Raw genomic sequence first — 13867 nt, 5'->3', positions numbered from 1 at the left:
GCCGCTGGCGCCTATCCAGCGCTGGTTCCTACAACAAGACTGGCCCGCGCCGCAGCACTGGAACCTCAGCCTGCGATTGAGCCTGGACGCCGCCGCGGACCCCGCCGCCTTGCAGGCGGCGCTGACAGCCGTGGCCTTGAGGCACGATGCGCTGCGCCTGAGGCTGCGCCGCGGCCCCGACGGCGCTTGGAGCCAGCATTACGGGCCGCGCGCCGCGCTGCCGCTTGAAACGCTGACGCTGCGGGCGACGGAAGCGGCCGCCCGCGAGACGGAGCTGCAAACCCACGGCGCGCGGCTGCAAGCCTCGCTGGACCTGGAGCGCGGCCCGCTGCTGCGCGCCGTGTTGATCGAAGCCGGGCCGGACGGCCGCGCCGAACTGTTGCTGATCGCCCATCACTGGGTAGTAGACGTGGTGTCCTGGCGCATTTTGCTGGACGACCTGGACCAAGCCTACGGCGAGGCCGCAGACGGAGCTGAACTCTCGCTGCCGCCGGTGCCCGTCAGCTACCGGGCCTGGGCGCAGTCGTTGGCCGAGCACGCGCCCGCGCTGGCCGGCGAGTTCGACTACTGGCGCCGCGCCGTCTCCCCGCTGGCCGCGCCGCCCGGACTCGCCGCCGTCGGCCGCGTGGCGGAACGCCGCCGCGCGACGGTCAGCCTGGACGCCGACGCCAGCGCCGCGCTGCTGGAGGGCGGCGCCGAACGCTACCGCGCCCAGCCGCAGGAACTGCTGCTGGCGGCGCTGACCCTGGCCTGGCGCCGGCTGAGCGGCCTGCCCGCGCTCGCGCTGGACCTGGAAAACCACGGCCGCAAGGCGGCGGCCGGCCCCGCGCCCGATCTATCGCGCAGCGTGGGCTGGTTCACCTGCTTGCACCCGCTGCGCATAGAGCCGGCCGGCGACGGCTGGGAGCCGGCGGCGGCGGCGGCCAAGGCCGCGCTGCGCGGCGTGCCCGGCGGCGGCATCGGCTTCGGCGTGCTGCGCTATCTGGGCGATCCGGCCCAGGCCGCCGCTCTGGACCTGGCGCCGCCTCGGCCGCTCAGCTTCAACTACCTGGGCCGGCTGGACGACGCCGCCGACGGCGTGCTGCCACGGCTGCGGGCGCGGCTGTCGACGCTAGAGGCCGGGCCGGCGCAAGACCCGCGCCAGCGGCTACCACACGCCGTCGCCGTCAACGCCCGCATAGAGAAAGGCCGCCTGCGGCTGGACTTCGACTACGCCGACGCCCACGACACCCCGGCGCTGGCCGAACAGTGCCGGCTGGCGCTGGAAGAACTGGCCGCGCTCTGCCGCGCCGGCGGCCAGCCCGCCGTCGCCTACCACACCTCGGACTTCGCCGGCGTCGCGCTGGAAGAGAACGAATTGGCCGCCTTGCTGGACGACCTCACCGACATCGAATGAACATGACAAGCACACCGAACCTCAAAGACCAGATCCAGGACATCCTGCCCCTGAGCCCGCTGCAGCGCGGCGTCTTGTTCCACACCTTGTTCGCGCCCGGCTCCCCGGTCTATTTCGAGCAATTGATCTGCCGGCTGGACGGCGCGGTGGATCCCGCCGCCATGGCCGACGCGCTGGAGCGGCTGGCCGAGCGCCATCCCATCCTGCGCACCGCCTTCGTCACCAAGGGCCAGGCCGAGCCCCGCCAAGTGGTGTTTCGCCACGCGCGAACGCCGCTGGACGTCCACGACTGGAGCCGGGACGACCCCGCCGAGCGCGAACGGCGGCTGGAAGCGCTGCTGGACGAAGACCGCCGCCGCGGCTTCCAGCTGAACCGGCCGCCGCTGATGCGGCTGACCCTGCTGCGCTACGGGCAGGAGGAATGGCGGCTGATCTGGAGCCACCATCACATCCTGCTGGACGGCTGGTCGCTACCCATCCTGATGCGCGATTACTTCTCGTTGCTGTCCGGCGCGGCGCTGCCCTCGGCGCCGCCGCCCTTCGCCGCCTACCTGAGCTGGCTGGGCCGCCAGGACCAGGACGACGCCGCCAAGCGCTGGCGCGCCGCGCTGGGCGATCTGGCCGCGCCCACGCCGCTGGGCCTGGACCGGCCGGCGCTGCCTGGCGCGCTGGCCGGCGCCGACGTCGGCCAGATCGAGATGCGGCTGGACTACCGCGCCGACGGCGACCTCGCCGCCGCCGCCGAACGCTGCCGGGTCTCGCCGGGCAGCCTGCTGCTGGGCGCCTGGGCCATCCTGCTCAGCCGATACAGCCGCCAGGACGACGTGGTCTTCGGTCTTACGCTGTCCGGCCGGGCCATTGATCTGCCCGGCGTGGACGGCATGGTGGGCCTCTTGATCAACTCCCTGCCGCTGCGCTTGCCGGTGCCGGCCGACGCCGCGCTGCCGCAATGGCTGGCCGAGGTGCAACGCCTTCAGTTGGAGCTGCAATCGCTGTCGCACAGCGATCTGGCCGAAGTCCAGCGCCACAGCGGCGTGCCGCGCGGCCAGCCGCTGTTCGAAACCCTGGTGGCGATAGACAACTTCCCGATAGGCGATGCCCTGCCCTCGGACGGCTTGGGCTTCCGGATTTCCGACGTCTCCCAGCGCGAGCGCACCCACTATCCGCTGACGCTGACCCTGGTGCCGGGCGCGGACGGCTTGAGCTTGAAGCTGGGCTTCGACCGCGCTCGAGTGGACGACGCTCCGGCCGCGGCGCTGGCCGAGGCCTATCTGGAACTGCTGCGCCAGATCGCCGCGCGGCCGGACGCCGCGCTGCGCGAGTTGGGCCTGGTCCGGCCAAGCGCGATCCAACCGCCCGCATCGGCCTCGCTGGCTAGCCGCGGCGGGCCGGACACCCTGGCCGCAGGCTTCCTGGCCGCCGCCGAACGCTTTCCAGACCGCATAGCCGTCAGCGACGGCCCCGCGACACTAAGCTACCGGCAATTGCGCGCCCAAGCCGCCGCCATCGCGGAACGCTTGCGCCAGGACGGCGTGGCGCCCGGCGTCAGGGTGGGCATTTGCCTGCCGCGCTCCGCCGGACAAATCGCCGCCATGCTGGGGGTGACGCTGGCCGGCGGCGTCTATCTGCCGCTGGATCCGGACTATCCGGCAGAGCGGCTGGCCTACCAACTGGCCGACAGCCAAGCGCTGCTCACGCTGACCGACGCCGAACTCAAGCCGCGGCTGCCGGCGGAGCACCGCTGCTTGTCGTTGGCGGAGATAGGCTGCGGCGCCAGGCCGGCGGCGCGGCCGCCCACCGGCCTGGAAGCTGGGCACGGCGCTTACGTGATCTACACTTCCGGCTCCACCGGCCAGCCCAAGGGCGTGCTGGTTTCCCACCGCAACGTGCTGCGCTTGTTCTCCGCCAGCGCCCGCCACTTCGCCTTCGACGAAAGCGACGTCTGGACTTATTTCCACTCCTTCGCCTTCGATTTCTCGGTATGGGAAATCTGGGGCGCGCTGCTGCACGGCGGCCGCTGCGTCGTGGTGCCGCGCGAGCTCAGCCGCGATCCGGCCGCCTTCGTCGAACTGCTGGGCCGCGAAGGCGTCACCGTGCTGAACCAGACTCCGTCCGCGTTCAAGCTGGCGATAGCGGCCGAAGCCGCCGCCCCGCTGCCGCGGCCGTCCGCGCTGCGCTGGGTGATCTTCGGCGGCGAGGCGCTGCGGCTGGCGGAATTGAGCCCGTGGCTGGAGCGGCACCGCGACGACAGTCCGCGGCTGGCCAATATGTACGGCATCACCGAAACCACCGTGCACGTCACCTTCCGCCGCATCCTCGCCGCCGATCTTGAGGCCGGCGGCGAACTCAGCCCGATAGGCGAACCGCTGGACGACCTGAGCCTGGAACTGGTGGACCCCTGCGGCCATCCCGTTCCCTTGGGCGCGCCCGGTGAAATCCTGGTCGGCGGCGCTGGCGTCAGCCTCGGTTATCTGAACCGCCCGCAACTCAACGCCGAGCGTTTTCCCGGCGTCGGCGCGGAACGGCGCTACCGTTCCGGCGACCTGGCGCGGCGAACCGCCGACGGCGAACTGCTCTACTGCGGCCGCATCGACCATCAAGTGAAGATTCGCGGCTTCCGCATCGAACTGGGCGAAGTGCGCGCGGCGCTGCTGAGCCACCCGGCGGTGCGCGACGTCCATCTCGTCGCCGCCGACGACCAACTCATCGCCTATCTGCTCGCCGACGACCCCGCCGCGGCCGGCGCCGAAACCCTGCGCCGCCATCTGGCCGCGCGCTTGCCGGCCCACATGATTCCGGCGGTCTTCATCGCGTTGGCCGAGTTTCCGCTCACCCTCAACGGCAAGGTGGACGCGCGCGCGCTGCCGTCGCCGCAAGGCGCGCGTTCGGCGCTGGACACGCCCTATGTCGAAGCGGCCACCCCCAGGCAAAAACTGCTGGCGGATATCTGGCGCCAGGTGCTGGACCTGCCCCGCGTAGGCATACGAGACAACTATTTCACGCTGGGCGGAGACTCCATCCGCAGCGTGCGCATCGCCGGCCTGGCCAAGGAGCGCGGCTGCCCGCTGAGCATCCAGGACATTTTCCGCCACGGCACCATTGAAGCCATCGTCGAAGCGATAGGCGAAGCCGAAAGCACGCCCGCGCCGGACGCGGCACTGCCCCCGTTCGCGCTGATAGACGCCGCGGACCGCGCGCGGCTGCCGCCCGAGGTGGAAGACGCGCTGCCGCTGGCCAGGCTGCAGGCCGGCATGCTGTTCCACAATGAATACGACGACGGCCGCAACCTGTACCACGACGTGTTCTCCCACCGGCTGCGCGCCGACATCGACCCGGAGCGCCTGCGCCGGGCGCTGGCGGAGCTGAGCCGCGAACACCCGTTGCTGCGCACCGGCTTCGCGCTGGCCGGCTACTCCCAGCCGCTGCAACTGGTTTGGCGCGATCTGACGCCCAGCCTGGAAATCGACGACCTGCGCGGCCTGTCGCCGCAGCAAAGGGACGACGCCGTCGCCAGTCAGCTGCGACAGCTAAGCGAACAGCGCTTCGCGCCGGAACGGCCGCCGCTGCTGCGCGTCGGCTGCCTGCGGCTGGCCGACGACGAGTGGCAGCTGACGCTGGCTTTCCACCACGCCATCCTGGACGGCTGGAGCGTCGCCACCTTGTGCTCGGCCTTGTTCAAACGGATGCGCGACCAAGGCGGCCCCGCGCGGGCGCCGCGCGCGGCCTTCCGAGAGTTCGTCGCCGCCGAACGCGCGGCGTTGGCCGATCCGGCGCAACGAGACTACTGGCGCGCGCAGCTGAACGGCCTGCCGTCCGCCGCCATCCCGCGCTGGCCTCAACGCGTTGCGCCGACGGGCAAGGCCAGGGTGGGATCGCGGGAAACGCGCTTGCCAAACGCCACCGCCGCGGCGCTGATCCGGCAGGCCGCGGACAGCGGCATGCCGCTGAAAACCCTGCTGCTGGCCGTGCACGCCCGCGTGCTGGCTTGCTTGTGCGGCCAGAACGAAATCGTCACCGGCCTGGTCAGCAACGGCCGTCCGGCCGACGCCGACGGCGCCGAAGCCTTGGGACTCTTCCTCAACACCCTGCCGCTGCGCGTCCGCGTTGGCGGCAGTTGGCGCGCGCTGCTGGCGGAAACCATGACGGCGGAGGGAAACAGCCTGCCCCGCCGCTTCTTCCCGCTGGCGGAAATCCTCAAGCTGGACGAGGCCGCCCGCTTCGACGCCTCGTTCAACTATGTGGATTTCCACGTCTACCGCGAGCTGAGCGAGACCGGCGGCCTGGAGGTGCTGGACAGCAGCCGCCTGGAAGCGGTGGACATCCCGCTGGCCGTCACCTTCAGCGCCAGCCGCGCCGAAGGCGCCGTCGCCCTGGGCTTTTCCTACGACCGCGCCGCCTTCCCCGACGAGCAAGTGGCCGCCATCGGCCAGCTCTACCTGGCCGCCGCCGCCGCGCTGGCGCGAGATCCCGACGCCCTGTGCCTGGATGTCCCGCTGACGGAGACCGCTGTCGAGCCGCTCCGCGGACCGTCCGCCGGCCTCGCGGCCTTCTCTGTGCCGCAGGCGGTCGCCGCCATCGCGCGGCGGCAACCGGAGGCGCCCGCCGTCGCCGGAAACGGCGAAGCGCTGAGCTACGCCCAGCTGGACGGCCAGGCCAACCGGCTGGCGCGCCGGCTGCTGGCGCATGGCCTTGACCCGGACGCGGTGGTGGCGCTGGACTTGCCGCGCTCGCCCGAACTGGTGGTGGCGATGCTGGCGACCTTGAAAGCCGGCGCCGCCTATCTGCCGCTGGACCGCGGCCAGCCCGAGGCCCGCCGCCGCGACATCCTGCAGGAGGCCGCCCCGGCGCTGCTGCTCAGCCTGGATCCCGCCGCTTACGCGCCGCCCGGCTGCGCCGTCTTGCAGGCGAACCTGGCCGAAGATCTGAACGACGAAGACGCGGCGGCCCCCGCCGCGCCCGTCCATGGCGACGCGCTGGCCTATCTGCTGTTTACCTCAGGCTCCAGCGGTCGCCCCAAAGGCGTCGCCGTAGCCCGCGCCGCACTGGACAACCACATGGCCTGGATGAACCGCCGCTACCCGCTGGACGCGGACGACGCGGTGCTGCAGAAAACCCCGGTGGGTTTCGACGCCTCGGTCTGGGAGTTCTGGGCGCCGCTGACCCAGGGCGCGCGGCTGCTGCTGGCGACCGAGGACGGACACCGCGACCCGGACTACCTGATCCGCGCCGTGCGCGAACAAGGCGTCACCGTGCTGCAATTGGTACCCAGCCTGCTGGCCGTGCTGCTGTCGACGCCGGACTTCGCCGGCTGCCGCACGCTGCGCCGGGTCTTCGTCGGCGGCGAAGCGCTGCCGGCCGCCACCCAAGCCCGCTTCCACGCCACCCTGGACATCCCGCTGGTCAACCTCTACGGCCCCACCGAAACCGCCATCGACGCCTCCAGCGCGGAATACCTGCGCACGGACCCGCCCGCGCCCGCCGTCGGCATCGGCCAGCCCATAGACGGCGCCGTCTTCCACGTGCTGGACGCCCGCCTCAATCCGGTGCCGCACGGCGTGCGCGGCGAACTCTACATCGCCGGCTGCGGCCTGGCGCGCGGCTATCTGGGCCAGCCGGCGCAGACCGCGCGGCGCTTTATCCCGGACCCGTTGTCGCCGTTGCCCGGCGGCCGCATGTACCGCAGCGGCGACATCGTGCGCCTGCTGCCGAACGGCCTGCTGGAATACCTGGGCCGCGCCGACGGCCAGGTCAAGCTGCGCGGCCAGCGCGTGGAACTGGAAGAGATCGAAGCCGGCCTCGCCGCCTGCCCCGGCGTGCGCCAAGCCGCCGCCGCGCTCTACCGCGACCGCTCCGGCGCGGACAAGCTGGCCGGCTATGTCGGGCTGACGCCTGAGGCCGAGGCCGGAGATTGGCGCGCGGCCATCCTGGCGGCGCTGCGCCTGCGTCTGCCGGAATACATGCTGCCCGCGCAGTTGATCGCGCTGCGGCAATGGCCGGTCGGCGCCAACGGCAAAACCGACCGCGCCGCGCTGCCCGCGCCGCAGGCGGACGCGACGGCCCCAAGGCCCAGCCGCGCGCCCAAGACCCCAGAGGAACAGGCTCTGGCCGCGATCTGGCGGCAAATCCTGGGCCGCGAGGACATCGGCGCCGACGACAACTTCTTCCAATTGGGCGGGGACTCCATCCTAGGCCTGCAAATCGTGGCTCAAGCCCGCCAGGCCGGCCTGACGCTGGCCGCGCGCGACATCTTCAGCCACCCCACCATCGCCGAGCTGGCCGCCCAAGCGCGCCCGGCGCGGCAGGAAGCCAAGCTGGAGAACATTCCACCCGGCGCTCCGCTTCCGCTGACGCCGGCCCAAGGCTGGTTCTTCGAACGCGTAAACACCCTGCCGCGTCCCGGCCACTGGAACCAGGCGCTGCTGCTGAGCGTGGCCGCCGGCATTGCCGCGCCGACGCTGCGCAGCGCCCTGCTGCGGCTGGAACAAAGCCACGACGCCTTCCGCCTGCGCTTCGCCGCCGGCGCCGACGGCTGGCGCCAACACTACGCGCCGCGCGAGGCCTTGCGCGAAGAAGACTGGCTGGAACGCGTCGATCTGAGCGCGCTGCCTGCCGCTGAACGCGCCGCCGCCATCGAGGCCCGCGCCGAAGCGGCGCAGCGCGAGTTGGATCTGGAACGCGGGCCGCTGTTGCGAGCCGTGCACTTCGACTGCGGCGACGGCGAAGCCGGCCGGCTGCTGCTGGTCATTCATCATTTGATTGTGGACGGCGTGTCCTGGCGCGTGCTGCTGCAAGATCTCGCCAGCCTGCTGGCCAGCGTCGCCCCCATGCCGGCGAACGTCGGCTTCGGCCATTGGGCGCTGCGCCCGCTCGCGCCCTCCGCCGAAGAACGCGCTTACTGGCTAGACCAGGCGCGGCTGGCCGCCGACGCGGTCCGCATCCCGCTGACGGCGGAGGCGGCACGCGACAACCGCTACGGCGCGACCGACACCGTTGAGCTGTCGCTGGACGGCGGCGAAACCGCCGCCCTGCTCCGCGGCGGAGCGCTGCGCGCCAGCGCCGAGGAAATGCTGCTGACGGCGGCGCTGGGCGCGCTGCGCGACTGGTTGGACGCCGACGCGCTGGTCCTCACCATGGAAGGCCACGGCCGAGACGACGAGGCGCTGGACCTCTCCCACACCGTGGGCTGGTTCACCGCCATGTATCCGCTGACCGTGACCGGCCTGGCCGAGGCTTCGCCGCCGCGGCTGCTACGCCGGGTCAAGCAAGCCTTGCGCGCGGTGCCGGCCGGCGGCGCCGGCTACGGCGCGCTGCGTCAGAAGGACGACGCCGACGCCCGCACGCTGGCCGCCATGCCGGAACCGCAAATCGCCTTCAACTATCTGGGCCAGTTCGACGCCAGCCTGCCGGCCGACGGCGCGCTGGCGCCCGCGCCGGAATCCGTGGGCGCGATGGAAGACCCGGACGGCTTGCGCCCCCGGCTGATCGACATCGTGGCCCTGGTCAGCGACGGCAAACTGTCCCTGCGCTGGAACTACGGCCGCGCCACGCTGCCGCGCGCGACGGTGGAAGCCCTCGCCCGGCAAATGCGGCAGCGGCTGCTCGCGCTGCTGAGCCTGGACGCGGACGCCGCGGCGGCGGCGCTGACGCCGGACGACTTCCCGCTGGCCGCGCTGGACGAAGCCGGCCTGCCCGCGGCGCTGGGCCAGCGCGGCGACATCGTCGACCTGTGGTCGCTGACGCCGGTGCAGGAAGGCATGCTGTTCCACTCGCGAATGGAAGCCTCTTCCGGCCCCGCCGGCGTCTACATAGAACAAGTGGTCGCCGAACTGGACGGCGCGGTGGACCCGGCCTTGCTGCGTCAAGCCTGGGAACAGGTGCTGGCGCGGCACGACGCGTTGCGCGTCAGCTTCGCCTGGGAAGGCTTGGCCGCGCCGCTGCAACGGGTCCATCGCGCGCCCGCGTTGCCGTTCTCGGTCCGCGAAACGCCGGACGAGTCCGCGCTGGAACGCTATCTGACCGACGACCGCGCCGCCGGCTTCGCGTTGGACGCCCCGCCCTTGATGCGCCTGGCGCTGCTGACCCGGAACGGCGCGCCTTGGCGGCTGGTCTGGACCCATCACCACGCGCTGCTGGACGGTTGGTCCATGGCCGTCGTCTTCGACGAGGCGCTGGCCCTGTACCGCGGGCTGAGCCAAGGCCAGAGCGCGGCGCTGCCGCCGGCGCCCTCCTTCGGGCGTTTCATCAAATGGCTGCGCGCGCACAGCGACCGCCAAGCCCAGGAAGACTTCTGGCGCGACTACTTCAGCGGCTACGCCGCCGCGGCCGATCTGGCCCTGCTGCCGGCCGGCGGCCCGCCCCAGCCGCGCACCCATTCGCTGCGGCTGGACTCCGCGCTGACCGCCGAGCTGCGGCGGACGGCGCGAGAGCGCAAAGTCACGCTCAACACCTTGTTCCAGGGCGCGCTGGCGGTGGCTCTGTCCCGCGTCGGCCGCTGCGACGACCTAGTGTTCGGCGTCGCCATGGCCGGCCGGCCCGAATCGCTGCCCGGCTGCGACGCCGCCGTCGGCCTGTTCATTTCCACCCTGCCCTTGCGCGCCGACTGCTCGGCCGCGCAGCCTATCGGCGATTTCCTCGGCCGGCTGCAAGACGCCCAAAGCCGGCTAGTTCCGCACGAAGCCAGCGCCCTGGTGGACATTCAGCGCTGGAGCGGCCTGTCCGCGCGCCAGGCGCTGTTCGACGTGGTGCTGGTCTATGAGAACTACCCGATTCGCGCCTCGGTCGGCGACGCCGCCCAAGCGCTGCGCGTGGGCGCGGCCTCCGCGCGCGAGCAGTCCAACTACCCGCTGACCCTCTACGTCAAACCCGGCGCCGACGCCATTGAGCTGGACGGCGTATTCGACGCCGGCCGCATCGAAGCGGAACGCGTCGCGGCGCTGCTGGAAGCGCTTCCGCGGCTGCTGAGGCAGATCGCCGGCGGCGCGGCCCGCGTCGGCGACCTGCGTCTGGCTGAACCGACGCCTCCGGCCGTCTTCCCGCCGCCGGAGCGCGGCGACAACGTGCTCGCCATGTTGACCGCCGCCGCGCGGCTCAGCCCGGACAAGATCGCGGTTGCCGCCGAGGACGGCGAGCTGAGCTACCGCCAACTGGTGAACGGCGCGCGCGCGCTGGCGCGCCGGTTGGCGGAGCGCGGCGTCGCTCCCGGCGACACCGTGGCGCTGGCCCTGCCGCCGGACGGACGCGCGCTGACCGCCCTGCTGGGCACGCTGTGGGCCGGCGCGCAATACCTGCCGCTGGACCCGGCGCTGCCGCCGCTGCGACGCGACGCCATCCTGGAAGACGCCCTCCCCGGCCTGGTCCTCGTCGACGGCGAGCAGACCGGCTGGCCCGCGTCCGCCAAACTGCTGACGCTGCCGACGCCTCTGCCTCAAGCCGATGGCGACGACGCGCCCTTGCCCGGCGACTCGCTCCACCCTGAAGCGCCGGCCTACACCCTGTTCACCTCCGGCAGCACCGGCCGGCCCAAGGGCGTGCAGATCGCCCATCGCTCGCTGGCCAACATCCTGAGGCATTTCAGCGCCGAGCCCGGCTTCGGCGCGGACGACGTATTGCTGTCGGTCACCACCTGGTCCTTCGACATCGCGGCGCTGGAACTGCTGCTGCCCCTGGTCCGCGGCGGCACCGTCGCCATCGCGCCGGCTGCGGCCAGCGGCGACGGCCCGGCGCTGGCCGCCGAGGCCGCGCGCCGCGGCGCCGGCGTGATCCAGGCCACGCCGGCCAGTTGGCGCATGCTGCTGGAGGCCGGCTGGAAGCCCGCGCCCGGGCTGCGCGCCTGGTGCGGCGGCGAGGCGCTGCCCGCCGACCTGGCCCGCGCGCTGCTGGACGCCGGCGCCGCGCTGTGGAACGTCTACGGCCCCACCGAAACCACCATCTGGTCCGCGCTGCACCGGGTGGACGGCGCGGAACTGCCGCCGCCGGCCGGCCACGCCGTCCGCCGCACCACGCTATGGGTGGCCGACCACCACGGCCAGCCGCTGCCGCCGCCACTGGCGGGCGAACTGCAGATCGGCGGAGACGGCCTGGCTTTGGGCTATCTGGGCGCGCCGGCGCAAACCGCCGCCCGTTTCCGCCCCGATCCGCTGGCCGGCCGGTCCGGCGCCCGCGTCTACCGCAGCGGCGACCTGGCCTGCCTGCGGCCGGACGGCAGCGTCCGCGTGCTGGGCCGGCTGGACGGCCAGGCCAAGCTCAACGGCTTCCGGCTGGAGCTGGAGGAAGTGGAAACCAGGCTGCGCGAACTGCCCGGCGTGCGCCAGGCGGCAGCGGCCGTCCGCCGCGACCCGCAAGGCCACGCGCGGCTGGTGGCCTACTTGGTGCCGGACGACGGCGGCGCCTGGCGCGCCGGCGACGAAGCCGACCCGACTGCCTTGCAGCGGGTCCGCGCCCAGCTGTCCGCCGCGCTGCCCGGCTATATGCTGCCCAGCCGCTTTGTCACCCTGGACCAGTTGCCGCTGACCGCCAACCGCAAGCTGGACCGCAAGGCCCTGCCCGAACCGGCGGCCAGCGCGCCGACCCGCGTCGGCAGCGCCCCTCAGGGCCCGCTGGAGCAAACGGTGTGCGCATTGTGGGAAGAAGTGTTCGAACGCGCCTACATCGCCGCCGACGACGACTTCTTCGAACTGGGCGGCCATTCGCTGCTGGCCACCCGCATCCAGGTGCGCGTCAACAAAATCTTCCGGCAGACGCTGCCGCTGCGCGCCACCTTCCACGCCCAAACCCCGCGCGCCCTGGCCGCGCTGCTGGCGGAGCGCGAGTCCGCGCCCGGCCTGGCCGCCAAGATCGCCGCCGTCTACCTGAAGCTGCGCGGCATGTCCGACGCCGAGCGCGACGCGCTGCGCCGGGCCGCCGCTCAACCCTCCACCATGGAAACCGCAGAATGAAACTGGAACACATCAACGCCATCGTCAGCGGCGCCGCCAGCGGCATCGGCCGCGCCTTCGCTCTGGAGCTGGCCCGCGCCGGCGCGCGGGTCCACGCCGCGGATCTGGACGCCGCCGGCCTGCGCCGGCTGGAAGAGGACGCCGCCGGCCTGCCCGGCGCGGTGCGCGGCTCGGTGCTGGACGTGAGCCAGGAGGCCGCGGTCCGCGCTTTTCTGAAAACCGCGTCGGAACAGGCTGAACCGGCCAATCTGCTGGTCAACAACGCCGGCATCCTGCGCGACGGCTGGCTGGTGAGGCTGGACGTGGAAGGCTTCGTCCGCAAGCTGCCCACCGCGCAATGGCGGTCGGTGCTGGAAACCAACCTGACCGCGCCTTATCTGCTGAGCCGCGAGTTCGCCGCCGCTCGCGTGGAGTCCGGCCTCAAGACGCCGGGCCTGATCGTCAACGTCTCCTCGGTCACCAGTGCCGGCAATCCCGGCCAGTCCAACTACGCGGCGTCCAAGGCCGGCCTGGACGCGCTAACCCGGACCTGGGCGCTGGAGCTGGCGCCCTTCGGCATTCGCGTGGCCGGCATCGCCCCGGGCCTGACCGATACCCCGATGGCGGCCGGCCTGGCGCCCGCGACCCGCGAGGAACTGATCGCCCAAGTGCCGCTGCGGCGCATGGCCGAGCCGGCCGAAATCTGGCAGGGGCTGAAATTCATCATCGAATGCGACTACTTCAACGGCCGCATCATCCCCATCGACGGCGGAGCCACCTTCTCGTGAATCCGACACTCGCCACCCCGGCCGCGGACATTCCGCGCCGCATCCATCAGATCTGGTATCAAGGCGCCGCCGCGCTGCCGGACAAATATCGCCGCTACCGCGACAGCTGGATGCGACGCCATCCGGACTGGGAGTTCGTGTTCTGGGACGCGCCCAAGATGCAGGCGCTGGTCGACGAGCACTATCCCTGGTTCGCGGCTCGTTACGCCGGCTTCGAGCGCGACATCCAGCGCATAGACGCCGCGCGCTATCTGTTCCTGGCGCTGCACGGCGGCTTCTACATCGACATGGACATCGAAAACCTGCGGCCCATAGACCCGCTGCTGCCGGAGAGGCGGCTGATCCTGTCGCGCACCCACGGCTTCAACAACGCGCTGATAGGCAGCGCGCCCGGCCACCCCTTGTGGGACACCGTGCTGGACCGGCTGGCCGCCGGCCAGTGCGCGCCGCTGGACCCGGCGATGCCGGCCCGGCTGCGCGAATCGCCGGCGATGCGCACCGCCGTCACCGTGGGGCCGCGCTTCTTCACCTGGTGCGTGCAGCAAAGCGGCTGCCTGGACGACGCGGCCACGCTGTGCTGCCCCGGCTATTACTTCGAACCCGGCTCGCCCACGCCGGACGGCAGCTCCTGGCCGCCGGCCGACGATCCCGACGGCGGCTATGCCCGCCACCACATGGACCTCAACTGGCTGGACCTGCGCCACCGGCTATTGTCCCGGCTGAACCGGCTGCTGCTGCCCTGGCTGACGCGACGGCTGCCTTTGCAATGA

General features: G+C 72.2%; 4 protein-coding genes (1 of these 4 running past the window's edge). All 4 read left to right on the top strand.

The features are described 5' to 3' along the window. Tightly spaced (each overlapping or abutting the next), the 4 genes in view from hmlB to HA052_RS01560 form a layout consistent with a single transcriptional unit that may run on beyond the window. On the top strand, positions 1-1396 hold the final stretch of the coding sequence (hmlB, locus tag HA052_RS01575; RefSeq protein WP_166450530.1) for a jagaricin-like haemolysin non-ribosomal peptide synthetase HmlB. It extends 7613 nt beyond the left edge of the window; the window shows 1396 of its 9009 coding nt (coding positions 7614-9009); its start codon lies beyond the left edge, outside the window; it ends in the stop codon at positions 1394-1396. Next, positions 1393-12330, top strand: a complete 10938-nt coding sequence (gene hmlC / locus HA052_RS01570; protein ID WP_439823230.1) for a jagaricin-like haemolysin non-ribosomal peptide synthetase HmlC — start codon at positions 1393-1395, stop codon at positions 12328-12330. The genes hmlB and hmlC overlap by 4 nt, the downstream gene beginning before the upstream one ends. Then, complete coding sequence (gene hmlD, locus HA052_RS01565) at positions 12327-13097, top strand: SDR family oxidoreductase HmlD (protein ID WP_166450528.1); 771 nt, start codon at positions 12327-12329, stop codon at positions 13095-13097. Before hmlC ends, hmlD begins: the two co-directional genes overlap by 4 nt. Further along, on the top strand, positions 13094-13867 hold the full coding sequence (locus HA052_RS01560; RefSeq protein ID WP_166450527.1) for a glycosyltransferase: 774 nt from the start codon (positions 13094-13096) through the stop codon (positions 13865-13867). Before hmlD ends, HA052_RS01560 begins: the two co-directional genes overlap by 4 nt.

It is taken from the genome of Chromobacterium fluminis, from assembly GCF_011602385.1.
Taxonomy (GTDB): domain Bacteria; phylum Pseudomonadota; class Gammaproteobacteria; order Burkholderiales; family Chromobacteriaceae; genus Chromobacterium; species Chromobacterium fluminis.
The sequence above is the reverse complement of the archived record's forward strand: the minus strand, read 5'-3'. Positions and strand labels throughout refer to the sequence as shown.